The sequence below is a fragment of the Bacillus sp. FSL R5-0709 genome, from assembly GCF_038004785.1.
Lineage (GTDB): Bacteria > Bacillota > Bacilli > Bacillales > Bacillaceae_G > Bacillus_A > Bacillus_A mycoides.
In genome coordinates this window covers 4,234,575-4,260,068 of the sequence record NZ_JBBORT010000001.1, presented here as the reverse complement: position 1 = coordinate 4,260,068, position 25,494 = coordinate 4,234,575, and the positions used below count along the sequence as shown (strand labels likewise).

Annotated in this window: 25 protein-coding genes and 2 other annotated features (1 of these 27 cut by a window edge); of the genes, 24 read left to right on the top strand and 1 reads right to left on the bottom strand. The window is 36.8% G+C overall.

From position 1 onward, the window contains the following. Window positions 1-9 (top strand) — a binding site (T-box leader); it begins 223 nt to the left of the window's first position. A gap of 38 nt (window positions 10-47) precedes the next feature. The 24 genes from MKX37_RS21795 to pheA all read left to right on the top strand — a co-directional run bounded on the left by MKX37_RS21795 (window position 48) and on the right by pheA (window position 24,733). Further along, window positions 48-2,693, top strand: a complete 2,646-nt coding sequence (locus MKX37_RS21795; RefSeq protein WP_002129263.1) for a valine--tRNA ligase — start codon at window positions 48-50, stop codon at window positions 2,691-2,693. 94 nt (window positions 2,694-2,787) lie between these two features. Then, the gene (locus MKX37_RS21790) at window positions 2,788-4,089 is read left to right on the top strand and encodes a bifunctional folylpolyglutamate synthase/dihydrofolate synthase (RefSeq protein WP_002129261.1); all 1,302 of its coding nucleotides are present in this window, start codon (window positions 2,788-2,790) and stop codon (window positions 4,087-4,089) included. A gap of 164 nt (window positions 4,090-4,253) precedes the next feature. Beyond that, entirely contained in the window at window positions 4,254-5,216 is a 963-nt protein-coding gene (locus MKX37_RS21785) for a hypothetical protein (RefSeq protein ID WP_002129259.1), read from the top strand. Between the two features lie 219 nt (window positions 5,217-5,435). Continuing rightward, window positions 5,436-6,011 carry a Maf family protein gene (locus tag MKX37_RS21780; protein ID WP_002129258.1) on the top strand — a complete coding sequence of 192 codons (576 nt, stop codon included), beginning with the start codon at window positions 5,436-5,438 and terminating at the stop codon, window positions 6,009-6,011. A gap of 51 nt (window positions 6,012-6,062) precedes the next feature. After that, complete coding sequence (gene radC, locus MKX37_RS21775; RefSeq protein WP_002015368.1) at window positions 6,063-6,740, top strand: DNA repair protein RadC; 678 nt, start codon at window positions 6,063-6,065, stop codon at window positions 6,738-6,740. 158 nt (window positions 6,741-6,898) lie between these two features. Continuing rightward, window positions 6,899-7,918 (top strand): cell shape-determining protein MreB, encoded by a 1,020-nt coding sequence (mreB, locus tag MKX37_RS21770; RefSeq protein WP_002015369.1) that lies wholly within the window; start codon window positions 6,899-6,901, stop codon window positions 7,916-7,918. A gap of 41 nt (window positions 7,919-7,959) precedes the next feature. Then, window positions 7,960-8,811, top strand: coding sequence for a rod shape-determining protein MreC (gene mreC / locus MKX37_RS21765; RefSeq protein ID WP_002129256.1), 852 nt, complete (start codon window positions 7,960-7,962; stop codon window positions 8,809-8,811). Window positions 8,812-8,825: 14 nt separating this feature from the next. Then, entirely contained in the window at window positions 8,826-9,371 is a 546-nt protein-coding gene (gene mreD / locus MKX37_RS21760; protein WP_002015371.1) for a rod shape-determining protein MreD, read from the top strand. Between the two features lie 35 nt (window positions 9,372-9,406). Then, window positions 9,407-10,093: a septum site-determining protein MinC gene (minC, locus tag MKX37_RS21755; RefSeq protein WP_002015372.1), complete on the top strand. Its 687-nt coding sequence runs from the start codon at window positions 9,407-9,409 to the stop codon at window positions 10,091-10,093. Window positions 10,094-10,095: 2 nt separating this feature from the next. Next, window positions 10,096-10,893 (top strand): septum site-determining protein MinD, encoded by a 798-nt coding sequence (gene minD, locus MKX37_RS21750; protein ID WP_000503308.1) that lies wholly within the window; start codon window positions 10,096-10,098, stop codon window positions 10,891-10,893. Between the two features lie 133 nt (window positions 10,894-11,026). Continuing rightward, window positions 11,027-11,773: a M23 family metallopeptidase gene (locus MKX37_RS21745; RefSeq protein ID WP_002034147.1), complete on the top strand. Its 747-nt coding sequence runs from the start codon at window positions 11,027-11,029 to the stop codon at window positions 11,771-11,773. After that, a complete protein-coding gene (locus MKX37_RS21740; RefSeq protein WP_002088816.1) occupies window positions 11,766-12,626 on the top strand; it encodes a M50 family metallopeptidase in 861 nt (286 codons plus the stop codon). Before MKX37_RS21745 ends, MKX37_RS21740 begins: the two co-directional genes overlap by 8 nt. 42 nt (window positions 12,627-12,668) lie before the next feature. Continuing rightward, complete coding sequence (locus MKX37_RS21735; protein WP_002015376.1) at window positions 12,669-14,078, top strand: Rne/Rng family ribonuclease; 1,410 nt, start codon at window positions 12,669-12,671, stop codon at window positions 14,076-14,078. 77 nt (window positions 14,079-14,155) lie between these two features. Beyond that, window positions 14,156-14,234, top strand: a sequence feature (ribosomal protein L21 leader region). Window positions 14,235-14,248: 14 nt separating this feature from the next. Continuing rightward, on the top strand, window positions 14,249-14,557 hold the full coding sequence (gene rplU, locus MKX37_RS21730) for a 50S ribosomal protein L21 (protein WP_000270907.1): 309 nt from the start codon (window positions 14,249-14,251) through the stop codon (window positions 14,555-14,557). Between the two features lie 11 nt (window positions 14,558-14,568). Next, window positions 14,569-14,913, top strand: a complete 345-nt coding sequence (locus tag MKX37_RS21725; RefSeq protein WP_002184913.1) for a ribosomal-processing cysteine protease Prp — start codon at window positions 14,569-14,571, stop codon at window positions 14,911-14,913. Window positions 14,914-14,916: 3 nt separating this feature from the next. Beyond that, a complete protein-coding gene (rpmA, locus tag MKX37_RS21720; RefSeq protein ID WP_000944957.1) occupies window positions 14,917-15,207 on the top strand; it encodes a 50S ribosomal protein L27 in 291 nt (96 codons plus the stop codon). Window positions 15,208-15,270: 63 nt separating this feature from the next. Next, window positions 15,271-15,819 carry a sporulation initiation phosphotransferase B gene (locus tag MKX37_RS21715; RefSeq protein ID WP_002015377.1) on the top strand — a complete coding sequence of 183 codons (549 nt, stop codon included), beginning with the start codon at window positions 15,271-15,273 and terminating at the stop codon, window positions 15,817-15,819. Beyond that, entirely contained in the window at window positions 15,819-17,102 is a 1,284-nt protein-coding gene (gene obgE / locus MKX37_RS21710) for a GTPase ObgE (RefSeq protein WP_002015378.1), read from the top strand. The genes MKX37_RS21715 and obgE overlap by 1 nt, the downstream gene beginning before the upstream one ends. A gap of 172 nt (window positions 17,103-17,274) precedes the next feature. After that, window positions 17,275-17,982, top strand: a complete 708-nt coding sequence (locus MKX37_RS21705) for a response regulator transcription factor (protein ID WP_002034150.1) — start codon at window positions 17,275-17,277, stop codon at window positions 17,980-17,982. After that, entirely contained in the window at window positions 17,972-19,054 is a 1,083-nt protein-coding gene (locus MKX37_RS21700; RefSeq protein ID WP_078203631.1) for a HAMP domain-containing histidine kinase, read from the top strand. The genes MKX37_RS21705 and MKX37_RS21700 overlap by 11 nt, the downstream gene beginning before the upstream one ends. Window positions 19,055-19,147: 93 nt before the next feature. Then, window positions 19,148-19,924 carry an ABC transporter ATP-binding protein gene (locus tag MKX37_RS21695; RefSeq protein ID WP_002015381.1) on the top strand — a complete coding sequence of 259 codons (777 nt, stop codon included), beginning with the start codon at window positions 19,148-19,150 and terminating at the stop codon, window positions 19,922-19,924. Further along, the gene (locus MKX37_RS21690; protein ID WP_002167623.1) at window positions 19,899-21,821 is read left to right on the top strand and encodes an ABC transporter permease; all 1,923 of its coding nucleotides are present in this window, start codon (window positions 19,899-19,901) and stop codon (window positions 21,819-21,821) included. Before MKX37_RS21695 ends, MKX37_RS21690 begins: the two co-directional genes overlap by 26 nt. 49 nt (window positions 21,822-21,870) lie before the next feature. After that, window positions 21,871-23,784 (top strand): ABC transporter permease, encoded by a 1,914-nt coding sequence (locus tag MKX37_RS21685; RefSeq protein ID WP_050001089.1) that lies wholly within the window; start codon window positions 21,871-21,873, stop codon window positions 23,782-23,784. 97 nt (window positions 23,785-23,881) lie between these two features. Further along, entirely contained in the window at window positions 23,882-24,733 is an 852-nt protein-coding gene (pheA, locus tag MKX37_RS21680; RefSeq protein WP_002167625.1) for a prephenate dehydratase, read from the top strand. A gap of 102 nt (window positions 24,734-24,835) precedes the next feature. Here the strand turns inward: pheA and MKX37_RS21675 are convergent, their stop codons facing one another. Then, window positions 24,836-25,483, bottom strand: a complete 648-nt coding sequence (locus tag MKX37_RS21675) for an MOSC domain-containing protein (protein ID WP_033731350.1) — start codon at window positions 25,481-25,483, stop codon at window positions 24,836-24,838. Window positions 25,484-25,494: the final 11 nt, after the last annotated feature.

The window sequence follows — 25,494 nt, the reverse complement described above, 5'->3', positions numbered from 1 at the left end:
GTCCTTTTTTGGATGAGGGGCATTTTTTATTTTAAGGAGGGAAAATAATGTCAAACACGGAAAATAATTTACCAACTAAATATGATCATATGTCCGTTGAAGAAGGCCTTTACAAGTGGTGGCTTGAAGGCAAATATTTCGAAGCAACAGGAGATGAGAAGAAACAACCATATACAATTGTAATTCCACCTCCGAACGTAACTGGTAAGTTACACTTAGGTCACGCTTGGGATACGACGCTTCAAGATATTTTAACTCGTACAAAGCGTATGCAAGGTTACGATGTATTATGGCTTCCAGGAATGGACCATGCTGGTATCGCAACGCAAGCGAAGGTAGAAGGAAAACTTCGTGAAGAAGGTATTTCACGTTACGATCTTGGTCGTGAGAAATTCCTTGAAAAAGCTTGGGAATGGAAAGAAGAATACGCTTCTCACATTCGTCAACAATGGGGAAAAGTTGGTTTAGGACTAGACTATTCTCGTGAACGCTTCACATTAGACGAAGGTTTATCTAACGCTGTTAATAAAGTATTCGTTCAATTATATGAAAAAGACTTAATTTATCGCGGTGAGTATATCATCAACTGGGATCCAGCAACACGCACAGCTCTTTCTGATATTGAAGTAATTCATAAAGAAGTTCAAGGTGCATTCTACCATATGAACTATCCGTTAACAGACGGTTCTGGTCACATTCGCCTTGCAACTACTCGTCCAGAAACAATGCTTGGTGATACAGCGGTAGCAGTTCATCCAGAAGATGATCGCTACAAACATTTAATCGGAAAAACAGTTACACTTCCAATCGTAGGCCGAGAGATTCCGATTATTGCTGATGAATACGTAGAAAAAGACTTCGGAACAGGCGTTGTGAAAATTACACCAGCTCATGACCCGAATGACTTTGAAGTAGGTAACCGTCATGACTTACCACGTATTTTAGTAATGAACGAAGATGGAACGATGAACGAAAAAGCTGGTAAGTATAACGGTATGGATCGTTTCGAATGCCGTAAAGAGTTAGTGAAAGACTTACAAGAAGCTGGCGTATTAGTAGAAATCGAGCCTCATATGCACTCAGTAGGTCATAGTGAGCGTAGCGGTGCAGTTGTTGAGCCTTATTTATCAACACAATGGTTCGTAAAAATGGCTCCACTTGCAGAAAAAGCGGTAGAACTTCAACAAAAAGAAGAAGAAAAAGTAACGTTCGTACCAGAGCGTTTTGAAAACACATACTTACGCTGGATGGAAAACATTCATGACTGGTGTATTTCTCGTCAATTATGGTGGGGACACCGCATTCCAGCTTGGTATCATAAAGAAACTGGTGAAGTATACGTAGGTACAGAAGCGCCAGCAGATCTTGAAAACTGGAATCAAGATAATGACGTGCTTGATACATGGTTCAGTTCAGCATTATGGCCATTCTCAACACTTGGCTGGCCGAATGAAGATGCAGCAGACTTTAAAAAGTTCTATTCAACAGATGCTTTAGTAACTGGTTATGATATCATCTTCTTCTGGGTATCTCGTATGATTTTCCAAGGTTTAGAGTTTACAGGAGAGCGTCCATTTAAAGATGTATTAATTCACGGTTTAGTTCGTGATGAGCAAGGACGTAAAATGAGTAAATCTCTTGGTAACGGTATTGATCCGATGGATGTTATCGAGAAGTACGGTGCAGATGCGATGCGTTACTTCTTATCAACAGGAAGTGCACCAGGTCAAGATTTACGTTTCAGCATGGAAAAAGTAGAATCTACTTGGAACTTCATTAATAAAATTTGGAACGCATCACGTTTCGTATTAATGAACATGGATGACATGAAGTATGAAGAAATCGATTTAACTGGTGAAAAATCAGTTGCAGATAAGTGGATTTTAACTCGCTTAAACGAAACAATCGAAAGTGTAACACGTAACATGGATAAATATGAGTTCGGTGAAGCTGGTCGTTCATTATACAACTTCATTTGGGATGATTTCTGTGACTGGTACATTGAGATGGCGAAACTTCCACTATACGGTGAAGATGAAGCAGCTAAGAAAACAACTCGTTCGATTTTAGCTTACGTATTAGACCAAACAATGCGTCTATTACATCCATTCATGCCATTTGTAACAGAGAAAATTTGGCAGCATTTACCGCATGAAGGCGAGTCTATTACAGTAGCAGCATGGCCAACAGTTCGCGAAGATTTACAAGATAAAGAAGCGGCAGCAGAAATGCACCTTCTAGTTGATATCATTCGCTCTGTTCGTAACATCCGTGCGGAAGTAAATACACCAATGAGCAAAAAAGTTCAAATGCAAATTAAAGCAAAAGACGAGGTAGTACTAGCTCAGCTTACGAAAAACAGTTCTTACATCGAGCGTTTCTGTAACCCAAGTGAACTAACAATTAAGATTGATTTACAAGCGCCAGAAAAAGCGATGACTGCAATCGTATCAGGTGCAGAGTTATTCTTACCGTTAGCTGATCTTATCAATCTTGATGAAGAGAAAGCGCGTCTTGAAAAAGAACTTGAGAAGTTCGATAAAGAAGTAGAACGTGTACAGAAGAAACTTTCAAACCAAGGATTCGTAGCGAAAGCTCCTGCAGAAGTTATTGACGGAGAGCGTGCGAAAGAGCAAGATTACCTAGAAAAACGCGAAGCGGTTCGTCAACGTCTAGCGGATCTTGAGAAATAAAAATGTTTTTCAGAGACTCACTATATTGGTGAGTCTCTTTTCTTTGCGTATAATAGAATTAAGAAGTTTGTCTTTTGAAAGGGGAATAGCAAACGTGATACATACATACGAAGAAGCGATAAACTGGATTCATAGCCGATTGAAATTTGGGATAAAACCAGGGCTAGAAAGAATGCAATGGATGTTAGAAGAACTCGGAAATCCAGAGCGTCATATAAAATGTGTTCATCTTGCCGGCACAAATGGAAAAGGTTCAACTTTAACATATATGCGCTACATGTTAGAAGGCGCGAAATATAAAGTAGGAACGTTTACATCGCCTTACATAGAAACATTCAATGAACGTATTAGTGTAAACGGAATACCGATTGCAGATGAAGAGATTGCGGAACTTGTAAATATGGTAAAGCCAGTCGTTGAAAAATTAGATGAGACGGACTTAGGAGAAGCGACTGAGTTTGAAATCATTACAGTAATGGCAATTTATTATTTCGGTAAAGTTAATTTCTGTGATGTTGTTTTATTTGAAACGGGGCTTGGGGGAAGATTTGATTCTACAAATGTTATTCATCCGGTTCTCACGATTATTACGAATATCGGCCACGATCATATGCATATTTTAGGCAATACACTAGGAGAAATTGCATATGAAAAGGCAGGGATTATTAAGTCTGGTGTTCCAGTTATTACTGGTGTGAAAAATGAAGAAGCATTGCAAGTAATTCAAAAGGTTGCTAAGGAAAATCATGCAAGCTTATATGAACTTGGAAAACAGTTTACAACACTACATAAACATTCTAATAAAGATGGGGAACACTTTGATTTTGATTGTCCATTTGCCTCGTTTGAAAATGTTCGGATTTCAATGAAAGGCATTCACCAAGTAGGCAATGCAGCACTAGCGCTTATGGCAGTAATGTATTTAAAAACATATTTATCATTTTTAATTAATGAAGAGGAGATGAAAGTTGGCTTACAAGAAGCATACTGGATTGGTCGATTTGAAAAGTTACAAAGTAATCCAGATATTATAATAGATGGTGCTCATAATCCAGAAGGTATTGAAAGTCTTGTAAAAACAGTAGAGGCACATTATAAAAAGAAGAATGTAATAGTTTTATTTACTGCTCTTGGTGACAAACAGTTACATAACATGGTAGGGCAATTAGAAAAAGTTGCTGATGAAATAATATTTACGACGTTTGCCTTTGATCGTGCCATTTCTGCTGACAAGCTTGCATCGTATTCACAACAAGAGTCAAAATTAGTTTTTGAAGATTGGAAAGAGGCAATTGATACAAAGGTTGACAGGATAGGAGAACATGATGTTTTTATCATAACAGGTTCTTTGTATTTCATTTCCGAAGTTAGAAAATATATTCGCGAGAAAAACTAGATAGTCTTTGCTATCTAGTTTTTTGTTCTACAAATGAAGTCAAATGCATACATATAAGATAATAATATAGGGTTATTTGACGAATTCCTCTGACAAATATCTCGTTTTTTTGTGGAATGAATATGATATGATGCGGACAATGACAAGAGGTGAGGTGTGAGTGTATGGACAAGCAATCACGAACGATCTCGGTGAAAGTAAATGGAACAGAAGCGAAGTATGAGGAAAAAAAGAAGGATGAGTTTGACTGGATGATAGCAGAAAGTGAGAGACCGAAAAATGTAGTTCCGTTTCAAAAAGCGAAATCAGTATCTATGGAAAAATATCGAAAGAAGTGGAGCAATACAATAATCGCAATCGTTGCAACTGCAATAATTATCGGTACTGCATTTGGGATGGGTATGATTCATTTATTAACTGGACAAGGGACGACAGGAGAAGGTAAGGTAACGGCTTCGAAGCAGACAGGTAATGAGGAACAAAAGGTGGGTGGAACGGCAGAACAAACACCAACACCGAAAGAGGAAAAACCAAAGGCACAGGTAGGAACGTCATTAGAACCAATGAAACTATTTTTCGTTCAAGGAGGGCTTTATTCCTCTGAAGAAAAAGGACAGGCTGCTATTGAAGAGTGGAAAAGTAATGGGGGCGTGGCTACTTTGAAACCGAGTGGTGATAAGTATGCGTTAGTTGTTGCTATTACGAGCGATGAACAGGCTGTTAATCAATTAATAGATCAGTATAAGCAAGATGGTGTTTCAGTTTTGAAAAAAAATTGGGATATTACAGATAAAGCATTGCTCAAAAATGATAAAGAAGTAGGAATGTTTTTAGCGAAAGTGCAGCCATTATATACTCATTTAGCAAAATATGTGTCCAGCGTACAAACTAGTGGAAAAAGTAATCCAAAAGATATAGAAGCGATTCAAAAAGAGTGGAAAGCTATGGAAAAGGAAGGGAAGAGTATGAAGCGTGAAGATGCAAAGAAGCTTTATACGTATACGTCAATAGCGGTGCAAACGATTAAGGAAGGGAAGAGCGATAAGGAATCTGTAGCTAAATTAAATCAAGTTATTATTGATGGTATACTTTCGTATGAAAAAATGGTTTCACAAAAAGTGAAATAATAGGATAATGAAATGACGAAGAAAGAAGTACATATACTTCTTTCTTTTCTTTTGAATTTAGAACAAAGTGCTTTCTGTATGGGCAGCATATAATCGTATTTAAAAAGAACTATTATTTTGTTTAGAGAAAATGATATTTCTAGAATTTGTGGGGAAACTATTCCTTTGATACGATTGATTTGAATTATTCTGCTTCATGTGAGAAGGGAAGGAGAAAATATGAGGAAAATTATTTTAGCTTCAGGGTCACCTAGGAGGAAGGAACTGCTTGAATTAGCAGATGTGCCATTTGAAATCGTTGTTAGTGAAGTAGAAGAGACGATTGGTGCATATTCATCACCTTCTGATATTGTTATGTCGCTTGCTTTGCAAAAAGCATCTGCTGTGGCAGAAAACCATAGTAATCACGTTGTACTAGGTGCAGATACAATTGTTACATATGATTCGCGTATTCTTGGAAAGCCGTCTAATGAGGCTGAGGCGAAAGAAATGTTACGATTATTATCGGGGAAAACACACGAAGTATACACAGGTGTTGCAATTATATCGAAAGAAAAAACGGTAACTTTTTATGAACGTACAGAAGTAACATTTTGGGGATTAACAGAAGAGGAAATAGACGTATACGTTGCATCGAAGGAACCACTTGATAAAGCAGGGAGCTATGGAATTCAAGGTAAAGGGTCTATTTTTGTTCAACATATTCAAGGGGACTACTACAGTGTAGTTGGCTTGCCAATTGCGCGTCTTGTCCGTGAATTAAAACAGTTTGATAGCGATGTAACCCATGCGTAAAATTGCATGGGGTTTTCTTTAGGAGAAATCGTAAAAAAAAGGGGTGGAGAGATGAACGGTATTCGTGATGTTGTGAGAGAAGAACAGCCACGGGAGCGTTTATTGTTAGAAGGAGCAGGAAGTTTATCGAATCGAGAACTTCTTGCAGTTTTACTCAGAACGGGTTCTAAAGAAGAAACGGTGTTAACGTTATCAGATAATATTCTCCATCATTTTGACGGCTTACGAATGTTAAAGGATGCAACGTTAGAAGAGATGATGAGCATTCATGGTGTTGGGATTGCAAAGGCGTCGCAGCTTATGGCTGCTTTTGAATTAGGTAGAAGAATGGTACGTTTAGAATATCAAAATAGATATAGTATTCGAAGTCCAGAAGATTGTGCGAGTTATATGATGGAAGAGATGCGTTTTTTGCAACAGGAGCATTTTGTTTGTTTATATTTGAATACGAAAAATCAAGTTATACATAGGCAAACTATTTTTATTGGAAGTTTAAATACGTCGATTGTGCACCCAAGGGAAGTTTTTAAAGAAGCGTTCCGTCGGGCAGCAGCCTCTATTATATGTCTTCATAACCATCCCTCAGGAGATCCGGCGCCGAGCCGTGAAGATATTGAAGTTACAAAACGATTAGTAGAATGTGGTCGAATTATCGGAATTGAAGTACTTGATCATATCATAATAGGTGACCATAAATTCGTGAGTTTAAAGGAAAAAGGTCATATTTAAGACTATTCTTTTTACTTATTTTGTTTTATAATGTGATTTATGAGTTTTTTGTAGAAAATTATCTACAAAAAGGATGCAGATATAAAAAAACGTACTGTTTTTATAAATATAAAGTAAGAAAAATGAGTCCGTGAAAATAAGAAGGGAAGATAAATGATATGTTTGGATTTGGTGGATTTACTCGCGATCTTGGAATAGACTTAGGAACAGCGAATACGCTTGTATATGTGAAAGGGAAAGGTGTAGTTTTACGTGAACCTTCAGTAGTAGCATTACAAACTGATACGAAACAAATCGTTGCGGTAGGTAGCGATGCAAAACAAATGATTGGTCGTACACCAGGAAACGTAGTGGCACTTCGCCCTATGAAAGATGGTGTAATTGCTGATTACGAAACAACAGCAATAATGATGAAATACTACATTCAACAAGCTCAAAAATCAAATGGATTCTTCTCACGTAAACCATACGTAATGGTATGTGTACCATCTGGTATTACAGCTGTAGAAAGACGTGCAGTAATCGATGCGACTCGTCAAGCTGGTGCTCGTGATGCTTATCCAATCGAAGAGCCATTTGCAGCAGCAATTGGTGCAAACTTACCTGTTTGGGAGCCGACTGGTAGTATGGTTGTTGATATCGGTGGTGGTACAACAGAAGTTGCAATTATTTCTTTAGGTGGTATTGTAACAAGTCAATCAGTTCGTGTTGCTGGTGATGATATGGACGATTCAATCATTCAGTACATTAAGAAAAGCTACAACTTAATGATTGGTGAAAGAACAGCAGAAGCACTAAAATTAGAAATCGGTTCTGCAGGCGAGCCAGAAGGTATTGAGCCTATGGAAATTCGCGGTCGTGATTTAGTAAGTGGTTTACCGAAAACAGTACTAATTCAACCAGAAGAAATTGCAGATGCATTAAAAGATACAGTAGATGCAATTGTAGAATCAGTTAAAAATACGTTAGAAAAAACTCCACCTGAATTAGCAGCGGATATTATGGACCGCGGTATCGTATTAACGGGTGGCGGGGCATTACTACGTAACTTAGATAAAGTTATTAGTGAAGAAACAAATATGCCAGTTCTTGTTGCAGAGGATCCATTAGATTGCGTAGCAATTGGAACGGGTAAAGCATTAGACAATATCGACCTTTTCAAAACTGCTGCTCGATAATATTGCAAAATAAAAATCAATGAAATTAAGAGGGTGTGAACGTGCCACAGTTTTTCTTAAACAAAAGATTAATTGTTTTGTTAGTTAGTATTATTCTTCTCGTGGCATTGATTGGAATCTCATTGAAAGAACGGAACAGTTTATCATGGCCAGAGCAGTTTATAAAAGATACTGTCGGTGTTGTAGAACGTGTATTCCAAAAGCCAGCGAATTATGTTGCCGGATTCTTCGAGAATGTAGAAGATGTAAAGCGCACGTATGAAGAGAATAAAAAGCTGAAAGCAAAATTAGATTCTACCGCAGATTTATCTGCCGTAGTGAAAAATTTAGACGATGAGAATAAAAAACTACGAGAATTAACTGGTAAAGAAAAGTCCCGTGGTGATTATACGGAAGTACAAGCTAGTGTGGTTTCTCGTAATCCCGATAAATGGTACGATTTAGTTGGAATTGATAAAGGAGCACAGCAAGGGATCAAAAAAGATATGGCTGTTGTAACTCCGAAAGGTTTAGTTGGACGCGTAAAAAGTGTATCTCAGTTTACATCGTCAGTAGAGTTGTTAAGTTCGATGAGCCGAACAAACCGTGTTTCTGCTATTGTACAAGGACAAGAAAATATCTTTGGATTAATTGAAGGTTACGATAAAGAAAAACAACTACTTCTTTTCACAAAGATTAGCTCTGATGCAGAGGTACAAAAAGATCAACTAGTTGTAACATCTGGACTTGGTGATATCTTCCCTAAAGGTCTTGCGATTGGGAAAATTGTTGATGTTCAGCCAGATCCATACGGTTTAACAAAAACGGCTTATGTAAAACCATCCGCTGATTTGAATGATGTAGAGCATATTATAGTTGCAAAACGTGATATGCCTACAGCGCCGTTAGAATAGGAGGGAGAGAAGAGATGATGACGATTTTAAAAAGAGCAGCTCTTCCTCTTTTGCTCCTTTTTGTTTTTTTATTTGAAAATATGTTCTCTACTGTTGTTCCAACAGACGTCTTTTGGAAAGGCAGTATAGCAGCACCGCATTTCTTTATAATTGTGTTATGTTTTATTACAGTGTACTATAGTCCGGTTCAAGGGATTTACTACGGACTATTATTTGGTTTCTTATTTGATACCGTATACACGGAACTTGTCGGTATATATATATTTGCTTATCCGATTTTAGCTTATTTAGTTTATAGTGTGATGAAAGTATTACAATTGAATTTATTTATTGTCGCTTCTATCGTACTGGCTGGCATTGCAGCATTAGAGTATTATGTGTATGGGTTTTTAACTTTGTTAGGACGTACTCACATGTCAGCATCTGTCTTTTTCACAGATCGTCTCCTTGCTACTTTATTGCTAAATGGAATTTTCTTATTAATAGTTTGTTTCCCACTGAGACGATATTTAGTGCGTCTTTCAAAAGCGATAGAAGAAAAAGAAAAAAGGATTTTCTAATTTTATGTCGAATTGAATCGGTGGGGTGAACTTTAGTGGAAGAAAAAAAGCAACAAAATGTAACGATAAAAGGGACAAAAGATGGAATAACACTTCATTTAGATGATTGCTGTTCATTCTCTGAGCTACTAAAAGAATTGGATGAAAAGCTTTCTACACATTACTATGAGAGTGACGGACGTTCTTTAATTGAAGTGCGTGTTAAAGTAGGAAATCGCTATTTAACAGAAGTACAACAAGAAGAGATTCGTACGTTAATTCGCAATAAGAAGAACCTTGTTGTAGAATCAATCGAAAGTGATGTTATAACAAAAGCAGAAGCAATAGCTTGGAAAGAAGAAACAGAAATTGTCCCTATTTCCAAAATTGTTCGCTCTGGACAAGTGTTACATGTAAAAGGCAATTTATTATTAATTGGAGATGTTAATCCAGGCGGAACGGTTATCGCTGGGGGGAATATTTTTGTCTTGGGATCATTAAGAGGAATTGCACATGCGGGGTATGATGGAGATTCAGAAGCTGTTATTGCTGCATCTATTATGAACCCTATGCAACTCCGAATTAGTGATGTGACAATGCGGGCTCCGGAAGAGAAAGAAGACGGAGCAGAGGCGGCAGAATGTGCGTACATTAATGAGAATAATCACATTGTTGTCGATCGCCTGCAACTTCTCACTCATCTTAGACCTAATTTAACAAAGTTAGAAAGGGGAATTGTATAGCTGTGGGAGAGGCAATAGTAATTACATCTGGAAAAGGCGGAGTAGGTAAAACTACAACGTCTGCGAACATTGGTACAGCCCTTGCGTTATCTGGAAAAAAAGTGTGTTTAATTGATACAGATATCGGTTTACGCAATTTAGACGTAGTAATGGGGCTAGAAAATCGTATTGTATTTGATCTTGTTGATGTCGTTGAAGGGCGTTGTCGTTTACCTCAGGCTCTTATTAAAGATAAGCGTTTTGATGATCTTTATTTATTACCTGCAGCACAAACGAGCGATAAATCGGCGGTAACACCTGAACAAATGGATGAATTAATACAAGTATTACGTCAAGATTATGATTACATATTAATTGATTGTCCTGCGGGGATTGAGCAGGGGTTTAAAAATGCAGTAGCAGGTGCGGATAAAGCAATCGTTGTAACAACACCAGAAGTATCCTCAATGCGTGATGCGGATCGTATTATCGGGCTTTTAGAGAAAGAGGATATTGAACCACCGAAACTTGTAATTAACCGTGTGCGTAGTCATATGCTTCATGAACAGGATATGTTAGACGTTGATGAAATTGTACGTACACTGTCAATCGAGCTTCTTGGCGTTGTCGAGGATGATGATGAAGTTATTCGTGCTACGAATACAGGTGAACCTGTAGCGCTGCAACCTAGCGGGAAAGCAGCAATAGCTTATCGTAATATTGCAAGACGCTTGTTAGGTGAGAATGTACCATTACAAGCATTTGAACAAGAAAAAGTATCGGTATTTACAAAGATGAAAAATTTCTTTGGAATCCGTTAAAAGCACTTCGCATAAATGCGGAGTGCTTTCTTTTTTCTTCGCATGAATATCTTCCTTCTATAACTCATACATATGTACAAACTGTATATAACTGTTTCTATTTGAATAAGGCTAACGAAAGAAAGGAGACAGTATGAAGAATAGACGTGTGGAAGAAATTAAAAAGCGGATTGCGAAAAGGAAAGCAGAGCAAGAATTGCTAGAAGAAGAGCAGTATTTTGCGGGAGGAGATTTTGATAGCGAAACGGTCTTTATTGAAGAGGGGGAGAAGGAAATTCATCCTCTATTTCGAAAAGAAGTTTTTCTCTTCAAAGTTTTGCTATCAGCAATATTAGTTCTTTCGGTTGCTATTTTATTTAAGAACGCACCTTCTTCTTTTGATGGTACTAGAGCTGTTACAGAAAAAGTTATGCAAGAAGAATTTCAATTTGCTACTATATCGAAATGGTATGAAAATCAGTTTGGAAAACCTCTCGTGTTCTTTTCTCCAAATGAGAAAAAAGAAGAGGCTATTCAGCAAAAGGATTATGCGATTCCTGCCTCTGGAAAGGTGATGCAAGGATTTCAAAAAAACGGCCAGGGTGTATTTGTTCAAACGGCTACAAATGCAACGGTGGAGTCAGTAAATGAAGGTATAGTTGTTTTTGCGGGCAAGAAAGAGGAACTTGGAAATACAGTTCAAATTCAGCACGCTGATGGTACGGAGTCATGGTATGCAAATTTAAATGATATGTCAGTAAAATTATATGATTACGTTTCAAAGAAACAAAAAATTGGAATAGTGAGTAATGATGAAAATAATAAAAATGGCAAATTTTATTTTGCAATAAAAAAGAATGAAAAATTTATTGATCCAATTCAGGTGATTTCATTTGATTAAATATAGGGATGTTTTCACGAAAATTTCTGTGCATCCGTTGTTTTGGGTTATTATTGTCATTGGTATTTTTACAGCACGTTTTAAAGAGTTACTATTACTATTTTGTATCGTTTTAGTTCATGAACTTGGGCATGCTTTTGCCGCAGCGTATTATAATTGGCGTATTAAACAAATTCAGCTTTTGCCGTTTGGTGGCGTAGTTGAGATGGAAGAACATGGGAATAAATCTTTAAAAGAAGAATTAATTGTCGTTATGGCGGGGCCAATTCAGCATATATGGATGATTGCGGTCGCTTACATTTTGTATAAAGCGGGCTGGGTAACTGACGATTTGTACCATTTCTTTGTATGGAATAATGTCATTATTTTAGGGTTTAATTTATTGCCTATTTGGCCACTTGATGGTGGAAAAGTATTATTTAATGTATTATCATATCGTTTTCCCTATTTACAAGCACATGAAAAGATGATGAAATTGTCATGTGTTTTTTTTAGTGTAATATTAGGATGGCAGTTACTTTGGAATAGTAATAACATTATGATGTGGGTATTACTCGTTTTTCTAGCGATTTCTTTATATCAAGAATGGAAACAAAGACGGTACGCATTTATGCGTTTTTTATTAGAGCGTTATTATGGGAATAAAAGAGATATTGAAAAAATAGCACCTATTGAGGTGAAAACGGAAGATCATTTATATACGATTTTCACAAAATTTCGCAGAGGATATAAACACTCTATTATCGTCCATGGAAAATATAAAGAGCATTACACATTGGACGAAAATGAATTGTTGTATGCGTATTTTGCTGAAAAACGAACAACCTCATCTGTTGAAGAATTAATTGGTTAGTGTTGACGACGACACTAACCTTTTATATTGTAAGGAAAAGAAATGAAAAGTGAGGAAAGAATTTTGAAGACGTTATATATTAACTACACTGGTTCGGAAAAGCGTGTTGCGATAGAAGAGAAACAAAAAATTGTAGAGCTTTTATGGAAACGGAATGAAGAGCAGGAGATTGTCGGACATATTTATGTTGGGCGTATCGTAAGAACAATTGCTGGAATGAACGCAGCCTTTGTAAATATCGGATTAGAAAAACATGCATATCTTTCATTTGATGATGTACCATCTTCATATCGCATACATGAAGGACAGGCGATACTTGTACAAGTTGTGAAAGAGGCAATTGATACGAAGGGGCCAAAATTAACGGCGAAGATAGAAGTTACCGGAAAATATGTCGTTTACATGCCCTATGATGACATGCGCGCTGTTTCTCGGAAAATAAAAAATAATAAAAGAAGACAACAGTTACTGGGAATTGAAGTAGAAGGAACAGGTGGATACATTTTCCGTTCTGCTTCTGAAAAAGGAACGATCGATGAAATACAAGCTGAAATGCAAGGGTTGCAGCAGTTATATGAAGAGTTAAAAAGAAAAGAAGATCAAGGGAAGGCGCCCTTACTACTTCATCAACCAGCGACGTTTTTAGATCGTGTATTTCAGGAGAACCCAATTGAAACAATTGAAAAAATAGTTGTAGATACGAGAAGTATAGTAAAAGAATTAGAAGAAAAAGTAGGGAAAGAAAGAGTATCCTTTTATAATGAAAAATCTTCGATGTTTAACCACTTTGGAATAGATCGTGAAATCGAGAAAGCACTTCAAAAAATTGTGTGGCTACCAAATGGTGCCTATCTAATTGTAGAACAAATGGAGACGATGACTGTAATTGATGTGAATACAGGTAAATTTACTGGAAAACAAAATTTACAAGATACCGTATTTCGCACAAATGAAATGGCTGCTGAAGAGATTGCTCGTCAATTAAGACTTCGTGATATTGGCGGGATGATATTAATTGATTTTATTAATATGAAAAGACGGGAAGATAAAGAGAAGGTAAGAGAGCGTTTAATGATAGCTTTACAAGATGATCGCACATATACAAGAGTGCTTGGGTTTACAGAGTTAGGTATTTTAGAGATGACGCGTAAGCGCAAGAAACATTCGTTACGTGACGTATTATTAGAAGAGTGTGCGCCTTGTAAAGCGACAGGTTACGTTATATCTAATGAAACAATTGCGTATGAGCTAGAGAGAGAGCTTATTACTTATGGTAATATAGAGGATGAAGCTGTATTGATTGGTGCTTCAAAAAAAGTACAAAAACATTTTTCACAAAAAGAATTACAAAAAAATATTCCATTTGAAATTTATTTCAAAGATGATATTATCGAAAAGTACGCTATTATCCGTTTTGGAAGTAAGAAAGAAATTGTAGAACGGAAAAAATAGTTAGCAGAACATTCATTGACAATAGTCAATGAGTCATGGTAATATTTTTATGTTATAGTTTATAGCACCTAAACTGCTATATGCTACAACCGCACAAGACAGGTTCCCTAAAGACATTTTATGTCTACCTCGTTTTTGGCGAGTCTTAGTAATTAAGAGGAGGTGCAAGTATGTACGCAATTATCGAAACAGGTGGAAAACAAATTAAAGTTGAAGCTGGTCAAGCAATCTACATTGAAAAATTAGATGTTGAAGCTGGTGAAACTGTTACTTTTGACAAAGTTCTTTTCGTTGGTGGCGAAAACGTGAAAGTTGGTAGCCCAGTTGTAGAGGGTGCAACAGTTACTGCGAAAGTTGAAAAACAAGGTCGCGCTAAGAAAATCATCGTTTTCAAATACAAAGCGAAAAAGAACAATCGTAAGAAACAAGGTCATCGTCAACCTTACACTAAGCTAGTAGTTGAAGCTATCAACGCTTAATTCTGGTTAAGATGATTAAGATTACGATAAGTCGCACGAAACTAGGAAGTATCCGATCATTTAAAATGACTGGACATGCCAATTATGCGCCACATGGACAAGATCTTGTCTGTGCTGGAACTACAGCGGTTGTGTTTGGTTCTATAAATGCAGTGGAAGAACTTTGTAATGTGCAGGCAACTATTGAACTCGGAAGTGGTGGCGGATTCTTGACGTATGAATTGCCTAATGATTTAGACGTTCATACAGCAGAAAAAGCACAAATACTTTTAGAAGGATTGGTTGTTTCACTTAAGACGATTGAACTTGATTACGGAAAGTATATCCGTTTAATAGAAAAAGTGCAGGAGGTGTAACGTATGTTAAGATTAGATCTTCAGTTTTTCGCATCTAAGAAAGGTGTAGGTAGTACAAAGAACGGTCGTGACTCTCAGTCAAAACGTCTTGGTGCTAAACGCGCAGATGGTCAAACGGTTTCAGGTGGTTCAATTCTTTACCGTCAACGCGGTACAAAAATTTATCCAGGTGTTAACGTTGGTCGTGGTGGCGATGACACTTTATACGCGAAAGTTGACGGCGTAGTACGCTTTGAGCGTCTTGGTCGTGACCGCAAACAAGTGAGCGTATATCCTGTTGCTCAAGAAGCATAAGAACTCACGGAAAACTCTAACCTGAGTGCAGGTTAGAGTTTTTCTATATTAAGGGGTATCTAAATGAATGAAAAATGGACAATTATAGATGCGTTGAGCCACTCGAGACATGATTGGCTCAATCGTTTGCAGATGGTTAAAGGAAATCTTTCCCTTGGAAAAGTGGAAGAGATTCATAGGCTCATCGATCGTTTTGTCCAAGAAGCGAGACAAGAATCCAATCTGATGGGGCTATCAATGCCTTTATTTTCAGAGTGGATTTTAACATATAATTGGAAACAGCAACCGTGCTTATTGGAGTACGAAGTATTAGGGAAATTACATAACTTATCTCATCTAGATGAGACTGTATGTACATGGACGAATCAGTTTTTCTTAATGCTTCAGCATAGTTTAGACGTATATGTTGAAAATTATGTTTGTATCACAATTGAAAGTGACGCGGAGAATGCTCGTTTCTTTTTTGATTTTCGTGGAAAGCTAACGAATGTAGAAGAACTACAAACGTGGCTTGCGAACGAAAACAATAAATGGTATTCCATTTCTTATACAGTACGAGACGAAGAAGTCTCAGTTATATTACAACTAATCGAAAAAAGTGTGGTGAAATAATGTTTGTAGATCAGGTCAAGATATATGTAAAAGGCGGCGACGGTGGTAACGGAATGGTTGCGTATCGTCGTGAGAAGTATGTACCTAAAGGTGGCCCAGCAGGTGGCGACGGTGGTAAAGGTGCAGATGTTGTTTTTGTTGTTGAGGAAGGCTTACGTACATTAATGGACTTCCGCTACCAACGTCATTTCAAAGCTGATCGCGGTCAGCACGGAATGAGTAAAGGTCAGCACGGTCGTAAATCTGAAGATTTAATCGTAAAGGTTCCACCAGGAACAATAGTGAAAGATGAAAAAACAGGTGAAATTCTTGCCGATTTAGTAACGCATGAACAAACAGCTGTAATCGCAAGAGGTGGCCGTGGTGGCCGTGGTAATTCACGTTTCGCAACAGCGACGAACCCAGCGCCAGAAATCGCTGAGAACGGGGAACCAGGTCAAGAACGTGATGTCACGCTAGAACTTAAAGTGCTAGCAGATGTTGGACTTGTTGGATTCCCAAGTGTAGGTAAATCTACATTATTATCTGTTGTATCATCAGCACGTCCGAAAATTGCAGAATATCACTTTACAACAATCGTTCCGAATCTTGGTGTTGTTGAAACTGGTGATAACCGCAGCTTCGTTATGGCTGACCTTCCTGGACTAATTGAAGGCGCACACTCCGGCGTTGGACTTGGACACCAATTCTTACGTCATATCGAACGTACACGTGTAATTGTACACGTTATCGATATGTCTGGTTTAGAAGGACGTGAGCCATATGAAGATTATGTCACAATCAATAATGAACTAAAAGAATACAATATGCGTTTAACTGAGCGTCCACAAGTTGTTGTTGCAAACAAAATGGATATGCCAGATGCAGAAGAAAACTTACAAGCATTTAAAGAGAAATTGGGAGACGAAGTGAAAATTTTCCCAATCTCAGCTGTAACGAAACAAGGTGTTCGTGACTTACTATTTGAAGTAGCGAACTTATTAGAAACAACACCAGAATTCCCAATGTACGATGATGTAGAAGAATCTGAAGCAAGTGTAATGTACAAATTTGAATCTGAATCTAATTTTGAAATTACACGCGAAAGTGATGGCACATTTGTTATTTCTGGTTATGACATTGAGAAAACATTCAAGATGACAGACTTCTCACGTGATGAATCTGTACGCCGATTTGCTCGTCAAATGCGTGGAATGGGTATTGATGAAGCCCTTCGTGCACGTGGTGCAACAGACGGAGATATTGTGAAAATTCTTGAATATCAATTTGAATTTATCGATTAAGACTGCCGAAATATGGCGGTCTTTTTTTTTCGTTATTTGAGTCCAGTAAAAACCCAATTCATATAGGTGAACCATAAGTCGATATAGGAAAAAATCCCCATTGATTAAAGTTTCAATTTATAATAGAAAAAGGAGTGATTTTAGAAGAATATTTTATGGGGAGAAAAGGAATATGTATAAAATATTAATTGTAGAAGATGATGAAAAAATTGCAGAGATATTAGAGGAGCATTTAGAAAGGTATGGATATCAATCTTTCAGAGTGAGCGATTTACGGCATATAAAAGATGAGTTTGTAAAAGTAAGTCCTCATCTTGTGTTACTTGATATTAATTTACCATACTTTGATGGCTTCTACTGGTGCCGCCAAATCCGCACTGTATCGAATGCGCCGATTATTTTTGTTTCTGCAAGAACAGGGGAAATGGATCAAGTAATGGCGATTGAAAATGGCGGAGATGATTACATTACAAAGCCATTCCATTTAGATATCGTAATGGCAAAGGTGAAAAGTGCACTCCGCCGCGGGTATGGTGAGTATGCTTTGGCCGCGGAAAGTGACTGCTTAGGTGTTAATGGATTGTTATTATTCCCATCACAGCACACAGTAGAGTGGAAAGGTCAACAAACGGAACTTACAAAAAATGAGTTTTATTTATTAGAATGTTTAATGAAACAAGCAAATCAATACGTGACACGTGAAGAGCTGTTAGAGGCTTTATGGGATGAAGTAGCTTTTGTTGATGATAATACATTAACCGTGAATGTAAAGCGTGTAAGGAAGAAACTTGAGGAGTTAGGCATTAAAAATGCAATTGTCACAAAGCGTGGGTACGGTTATGCTCTTCTTACTGAGTGGGGCGAAGGGCATGAAGGTTAAAAATTACCTCATAGAACGTTGTTCCTTAATCCTTTCTTACATTATAAGCCTTTGTTTATTTGGACTCGTATTGCAGTTGCAAAGCCTTTTAGAAAAGCGTGCGCTGGACTGGAGTACATGGTTATACGGACTTTTATTAGGGACAGTTGTGTTTAGTGTATACCTTATTTACGATTACCGAAAACGAAGTGTGTTTTTAAAGAGGATAGAACAGTATATTGCCGGTGGACATACATTACATGACTCTTTACTTATCGATACTTCTTATACGTCAGAGCAAGAAATGGTTGTTGAAGCGTTTACGCTATTAAGGCAGCAATATATGAATGAAGTTCATAAGCAGCATGCAAAAGAGCAACAGCAAATGATTTTTATGAACCAGTGGATCCATCAAATGAAAACACCAGTATCCGTTATTGAATTATTGTTACAGAAATATGGTAAGGAGCACCGTGAAGCAAGGGGAACGATTGAAAGTATTCGTGAAGAAAATAACCGTATTTTAAATGGGTTAGATTTAGCGTTACATATGGCAAGGTTAGATCAATTTTCGAAAGACTATAAAGTAGAAGTAGTAAATGTTATAGAGGTCATTCGAGATATTATTAATGAAAATCGGAAGTCGTTCATTCAATCTTCTGTATTTCCGAAAATGATGTTTGAAGAAGAGACTTGTATGATTGCGTCTGATAGAAAGTGGCTTAGTATCGCGATGAGCCAAATTGTTGTGAATGCAATTAAGTATACAAAAATTTCAGAAGCAGAGAAAAAAGAAATTCAATTTCAAATTGAAGAGAAAGATCAAAAGGTGTTATTACATATTAAGGACAATGGAATTGGTATTCCTGAGCAAGATGTAAAGCGTATATTTGATCCGTTCTTTACGGGAATAAACGGCCGTAAAACAAGGGAAGCGACAGGTATGGGTTTATATATTACGAAGGAAATCTGCGGTAATTTACATCATGGAGTGTATGTACAATCAACTGAAGGGGAAGGAACAACAGTTACGTTCCAATTTGCAAAAGATGAAGAATATCATACATTAATGAGAAAAATGACAAAACTGTAAGATAACAAAACGTTTTGTAAGGGAAATCACTCGTTTCTTTTTCTTATTTTTCTTATAGTAAATGTAAGAAGAAAACACGTAGGGGGATTAGAAATGAGTGTTCTTGAAGTAAAAGGATTAACAAAGGTGTACCAATCAAAAGGTTCAGTAGCGACGACTGCTTTAAATGATATAAATTTTAAAATTGAAGAAGGCGAGTTTGTAGGGATTATGGGGCCTTCAGGAAGCGGAAAAACAACGCTTTTAAATTTATTAGCAACAATTGATAAGCAAACTTCAGGTCATGTGCTTGTAAATGGTGAAGAAATTAATCAAATGCGTGCTGCAAAATTGGCGGAATTTCGCCGTACACATCTAGGATTCATTTTCCAAGATTTCAACTTACTTGATACATTATCGATTAAAGAAAATATTATTTTGCCGCTTGTAATGGCGAAGAAATCTGTAAAAGAAATTGATGCGAAAGTACTTGAAATTGCGAGGTTTTTAAACATTGAAGAAATTTTAAATAAAAAAGTATACGAAGTATCAGGTGGACAACAACAACGTGCAGCAGCTGCAAGGGCGATTATTCATGAACCAACATTAATTTTAGCGGATGAGCCAACAGGAAACCTAGATTCTAAGTCAGCGAAATCATTAATGGGAGCACTTCAAGATTTGCATGAGCAAAAGAAAGTAACGATTGCAATGGTAACACATGATCCAGTAGCCGCTAGTTATTGCGAACGTATCCTTTTCATACGTGATGGAGAGATTTTTTCAGAAATACATAAAGGAAGAACGAAGCAAGCCTTTTTCCAAGAAATTTTAGACGTACTTGCGATGCTAGGAGGAGAATATCATGAACTTTCGCCAGCTCGCGCTTAATAACGTAAAAGGAAATTGGCGTAATTATAAAGCGTTTCTTATTAGTAGTTGTTTATCGATTGTCGTATTTTTCATGTATGCTTCCTTCATTTATCATCCAGATGTCGTAAGCGGTAATATTAGTATGAAGACGATGATTACAAAAGGGTTAGAATCGATGAATTATATTGTAGTCATCTTCTCAGCACTCTTTATTTTATATGCGAATTCAACGTTTTTACGAGCAAGAAAAAAAGAATTTGGCTTATTAACGTTAATAGGTGGAACAAAGTCTCAGCTCGGCCGAATGATTATATTAGAGCAACTGATGTTAGGGAGTATTGCCATTGTAGTAGGTATTGGGATTGGAATGCTTTGTTCAAAACTTTTCTTCCAAGCACTCAGTGTCTTACTAAAAATTGATAAAACACTGCCGCTTGTGTGGAATGGAAAAGCAGTTCTTATTACAGTTGGCATATACTTTGTCCTCTTTTTAATACTATCATTGTTTAGTGTTTGGACAGTAGGCCGCTTGCAAATTATTGATTTATTAAGAGAGGCAAGAAAACAAAAAGTAGAACCTTTTGCATTTACATGGTTAGGGGTAGTTGGTATAGGCTGTATTATTGCTGCGTATATACTTTGTTTCCAAGTAACAATTATGAATTTCATTATGTATTTCTTACCAATTGTCGGACTGACGATTGGCGGAACGTATTTACTATTTACGCAAGGAAGTACAGTCGTATTAAAGGCATTGCAAAAACGAAAACAATCTTTTTATACGTATCCCAATATGTTTGTACTTAGCAATCTTATTTATAAAATGAAAGATAATGCTCGTTTTCTATTTGTTATTTCTATTATTACGGCGGTTGTTTCTTCAGCGGTTGGTACGCTTTATGTATATTTTGAAAATATGAGTGCGAAAACGATAGAGCTTACACCGCATGCTATTTCATATGAGGAAAAGGGACTAAATACGCATAGCCTGATTAATGAAGAAAAAGAACAAGAGATTGTAAAAAAACATGGGTTTGAAGATGCACGAAAAGTAACTTACGTAAAACTACCTGCAACACAGAAAATAATGTTGTTTAACAGTGAACGTGAAGTACCAATGACGATTATTTCAGAAAAAGAATATAACGCGGAAGTACGTGAACAAAAGAAAGAGCAAATTACAGAGGTTCATAATGCACCAGGTAGTGCGACGATGGTTATGGTTGATGCAGCAAATGAACTTATGAAGATAGATCGTACGAAACCGTATGAATTTACAATCAACGGACAAAAGCAGTCTGCTCAATTAAATGAGCCAACGTCATATTCTGTTTTTAATGATAGCGAATATCTCATTGTGAATGATCAAGATTTTGAGAAATACGAAAAGCTCGTACCAGATGAAGAAAAGACGAAATATTATGGTTATTATATTGAAGACTGGAAAAGTACGGAAGACCTTGTGCTAGATTTGAAAAAGGAAATTGCACCAGAAAAGCAAGGGGAATTGAGAAACGCAGTGTTCGCTTATAAAGATATAAGAGAAGGTGGAGCAATTACAATGTTCATCGGCTTCTTCGTAGCAGTACTGTTCTTCTTCTTTGCTTGTAGCATGACATACTTTAAATGGTTTAATGATAAAGAACAAGATCGTATTCAATTTAAGTCATTAAAAAGAATTGGTATGACAGATAAAGAAATTCGTAAAATTGCAATTCGACAAATGGGTGTTATCTTCTTTATCCCAATTTTAATCGGTACAATTCATAGTGGATTTGCTCTTCATACGTTAGGAAAAATGCTTTATATTGATTTGTGGAAATCAGGTGCGATAGTAATTGGAGCATATATTTTAGCTTCTACAATTTACTTTATGATTGCGCAAAGAGGATATTTAAAACACGTAAAAAGCTAGGGGAACCTCTAGCTTTTTACGTGTGTAGTAAGTTACAGGAGGACGATAGATGAACATTCGGCAACTAGCGCTGCAAAATATAAAGGGAAATTGGCGTAATTATAAAGTGTTTTTCTTAAGTAGTTGTTTTGCCATATTAGCTTCTTATGCATACATGTCTGTCATTGTACATCCGTATATGCAAGAGACGATGTGGTATCAAAATGTACGCTGGGGGCTTATCATATGTAACGTTATAATTATTTCTTTTTTCGTCATATTTATTTTGTATTCTACTTCTATTTTCATAGAAGCACGTAAGAAAGAATTAGGGTTATATATGTTAATGGGAGCAACGAAATCTAAAGTAATAGGAGTGATTATGACCGAGCAAATATTGATCGGAATTTTCGCTAATATTTTCGGTATTGGGCTTGGCATGATTTCTTTAAAACTCTTTTTTATGGTATTTAGTATGTTACTTCATCTTCCGAAAGAACTCCCTGTCATATTTGACATGAGAGCGATTGGTGTAACGTTTGTTACATATATGCTTGTCTTTGTTCTGTTATCTTTTATAAGTGCTTTACGTATATGGAATATAAAAATCATACGGTTATTAAAAGAATTTCGAACAGATAAACGAGAGAGGAAAACATCAAAGTGGCTTTGTTTATTCGGTTTTGCTTGTTTAGGGACGGGATATGCGTTAGCGCTACAAGTGACGATGACAACGATAGCATTATACTTTTTTCCGGTTGTTATACTCATTTCTTTTGGGACGTATTTTTCATTTACACATGGCGCTACACAAATATTAGAAGTGATAAAAAGAAATAAAAGGATTATGTATACATATCCGTATTTATTTATAGTGAATCAATTGTCACATCGAATGAAGGAAAATAGTCGCTTTTTCTTTCTGTTGTCTATGGCAACAACATTTGTCGTTACGGCGACAGGTACGGTGTTCTTATATTTTTCTAGCATGCAAGATATGTGGCGTGGCGGAGGAGTACACTCATTTTCATACATAGAAAAAGGCACTTCTGCTCATGAAGTTTTCGAGAAAGACAAGGTTGAAAACTTATTACATCAATATGGATATGATGATTTTCAATATATGAGTTTTGTTGGAGTGTATGCATCTTTTCAGTCCAATAAGGGAGAAACAGAGGTAGCGCCGCTTATAAAGGAAAGTGAATACAATCAAGAGGCGAGAAAACAAAAACAGAAAACGTATCATCCTAAAAAAGGAACAGTTACACTTGTTTATTATAATAAACGCAATCATCCGAATGTATATAATCAAAAAGAGATTCAATTACAAGTAATAAATCAAACATATCAATTTGCATTTAACGGTCAGAAAGAAGGGGTACAATTTAACTATCACCCTTCGCACATTAATGGTCTGTTTTTCGTCATGAATGATGAAGATTTTGAGATTATATCAAATACAATTACGGATTCTGAAAAAATGATATATAGAGGTTACACATTACCAAATATCGAAAATACGAAAGATTTGAATGCAGATTTACGGAAACATATGAAACAAGATACAAATGATGCATTTCGAAGTAATATGGAGTTATATGTGAATATGAAAGAGTTCGGTAATATTACTCTATTTGTAGGCTCATTCATTAGTATATTATTCTTCCTTACTTCATGCAGTATCGTATATTTTAAATGGTTTCATAATATTGCATCGGATCGTAAACAGTATGGTGCACTCTCTAAACTTGGGATGACAAAGGAAGAGGTGTGGAAGATTTCTCGTTGGCAATTATGTATGCTATTTTTTGCGCCTATTATAGTAGGGAGTATGCATAGTGCAGTTGCGTTATATACGTTTCATAATACGATCTTTATGGACGGTTCATTAAGAAAAGTAGGCTTGTTTATTTTATTTTACATTGCTGCATGCATTATGTATTTCTTCTTCGCTCAAAGAGAATATAGGAAACATTTAGACTAGCGAATGCTAGTCTTTTTTAAATATTCGAAATTTACATAGAAGAATATTTAAAATTGTGGTATAACAGTAAGAAAACGAAAAAGAGAGGGAAAAGACGATGATTCGAGTAGGATATTTAGGACCAGAGGCAACATTTACAAATATGGCGGTGAGTCGTTTTTTTCCGGAAGCAGAGCATGTACCGTATCGAACGATTCCAGATTGTATTGATGCAGCTGCAAATGAAAATGTAGATTATGCGGTTGTACCGTTAGAGAACGCCATAGAAGGTTCAGTTAATATAACGGTTGATTATCTCGTACATGAGCAGCCACTTTCCATTGTAGGAGAAATTACAGTGCCAATTCAGCAACATTTACTCGTACACCCGCAGTACGAAGGAGTGTGGAAAGAAGTATACGCTGTACATTCTCATCCGCATGCCATTGCACAGTGCCATAAATTTTTAAATGAGGAATTAAAAGGGGTAACCGTTCGCGATATGACATCAACAAGCGCTGCTGCACAATATGTGAAAGAACATCCTGAAGAAAAAATTGCAGCTATTGCAAATGAAGCAGCGGCAGAAAAATACGGATTAACAATTGTAAGGCGTGATATTCATACGCATAAAAACAATCATACACGTTTCCTTGTTCTCCATAAGAAAAAGAAAGCAGTACTCCCAAATAACGGAGAAAACCGAGGAGAGAAAACGACGCTTATGATAACGTTACCTGCTGATTACGCAGGGGCACTATATCAAGTGTTATCAGCTTTCGCATGGAGAAAATTAAACTTATCCAAAATTGAATCGCGCCCGATGAAAACAGGCCTTGGAAATTACTTTTTCTTAATCGACGTCGACAAAGCATACGATGATGTATTATTGCCAGGCGTAACAATGGAACTTGAAGCACTCGGGTTTTCTGTTACTGTGCTGGGGAGTTATTCTTCTTATTGGTTGTAAGGGGAGTGTTTGTCGTATTTTGTAGTTAAGTCGATATAATTTCGGTCGCTAGTATACCGTATGATAGATAAATAGAGTCCCACCTATAAAAGGTGGGATTTATTATTTTAACTTCGAAAGACGATCCTCTAACTGACCACGCCAAATCTCGGCTAGTTCTTGTACAGCAAGAACCTTCTCAATGCCATCTTTATCTTTCCTATTATGAAAATAAATTTCGTTAGAGAACAAAACAGATACATTGTTTGATGGACGCTCTAGTAATGTAATTTTAGAATCTTTACGCACAGTACCTTCTTGAAGAACGCGGCATAAGTAGCCAGTATATCCAGTTGCTACAATGCGTGGTAAAATGCCAGGAATACCGACACGTTTTGAAATTGTGCTACAAGGTACGCGAGCTTGTGTTACTTGAATGATTGCTTCGCCTAGTTGATATGTATCTCCGATGCAAACATCACGCTCTAACATATTTGTTACGGTAATGTTTTCGCCAAATGTGGAAGCTGGAAGTGTAGTTTGAAATTCCTCTTCCCATAGTGCGTAATGCTCGTGTGGGTACACACAAACTGCGCGATCAGGTCCCCCGTGGTGTTTTAAATCCGCTACATCATCACCACGGAATCCGTCTTTTAAGAGGAAGGCCTCTTCTGTAGGATCTTTACATATACCTGTTATCATTTCTTTATCTTCGCCATATTTCATTTGTTTCGGTTTACCGGTGCTAAAGTGAACGAGTTCAATTCCCATATTTGACCTCC

Coding starts and splice junctions, on each gene's coding strand:
- MKX37_RS21795 (WP_002129263.1), top strand. CDS start 48: ATGTCAAACACGGAAAATAATTTACCAACTAAATATGATCATATGTCC.
- MKX37_RS21785 (WP_002129259.1), top strand. CDS start 4,254: ATGGACAAGCAATCACGAACGATCTCGGTGAAAGTAAATGGAACAGAA.
- MKX37_RS21780 (WP_002129258.1), top strand. CDS start 5,436: ATGAGGAAAATTATTTTAGCTTCAGGGTCACCTAGGAGGAAGGAACTG.
- radC (WP_002015368.1), top strand. CDS start 6,063: ATGAACGGTATTCGTGATGTTGTGAGAGAAGAACAGCCACGGGAGCGT.
- mreB (WP_002015369.1), top strand. CDS start 6,899: ATGTTTGGATTTGGTGGATTTACTCGCGATCTTGGAATAGACTTAGGA.
- mreD (WP_002015371.1), top strand. CDS start 8,826: ATGATGACGATTTTAAAAAGAGCAGCTCTTCCTCTTTTGCTCCTTTTT.
- MKX37_RS21745 (WP_002034147.1), top strand. CDS start 11,027: ATGAAGAATAGACGTGTGGAAGAAATTAAAAAGCGGATTGCGAAAAGG.
- MKX37_RS21735 (WP_002015376.1), top strand. CDS start 12,669: ATGAAAAGTGAGGAAAGAATTTTGAAGACGTTATATATTAACTACACT.
- rplU (WP_000270907.1), top strand. CDS start 14,249: ATGTACGCAATTATCGAAACAGGTGGAAAACAAATTAAAGTTGAAGCT.
- MKX37_RS21725 (WP_002184913.1), top strand. CDS start 14,569: ATGATTAAGATTACGATAAGTCGCACGAAACTAGGAAGTATCCGATCA.
- rpmA (WP_000944957.1), top strand. CDS start 14,917: ATGTTAAGATTAGATCTTCAGTTTTTCGCATCTAAGAAAGGTGTAGGT.
- MKX37_RS21715 (WP_002015377.1), top strand. CDS start 15,271: ATGAATGAAAAATGGACAATTATAGATGCGTTGAGCCACTCGAGACAT.
- obgE (WP_002015378.1), top strand. CDS start 15,819: ATGTTTGTAGATCAGGTCAAGATATATGTAAAAGGCGGCGACGGTGGT.
- MKX37_RS21705 (WP_002034150.1), top strand. CDS start 17,275: ATGTATAAAATATTAATTGTAGAAGATGATGAAAAAATTGCAGAGATA.
- MKX37_RS21700 (WP_078203631.1), top strand. CDS start 17,972: ATGAAGGTTAAAAATTACCTCATAGAACGTTGTTCCTTAATCCTTTCT.
- MKX37_RS21695 (WP_002015381.1), top strand. CDS start 19,148: ATGAGTGTTCTTGAAGTAAAAGGATTAACAAAGGTGTACCAATCAAAA.
- MKX37_RS21690 (WP_002167623.1), top strand. CDS start 19,899: ATGAACTTTCGCCAGCTCGCGCTTAATAACGTAAAAGGAAATTGGCGT.
- MKX37_RS21685 (WP_050001089.1), top strand. CDS start 21,871: ATGAACATTCGGCAACTAGCGCTGCAAAATATAAAGGGAAATTGGCGT.
- pheA (WP_002167625.1), top strand. CDS start 23,882: ATGATTCGAGTAGGATATTTAGGACCAGAGGCAACATTTACAAATATG.
- MKX37_RS21675 (WP_033731350.1), bottom strand. CDS start 25,483: ATGGGAATTGAACTCGTTCACTTTAGCACCGGTAAACCGAAACAAATG.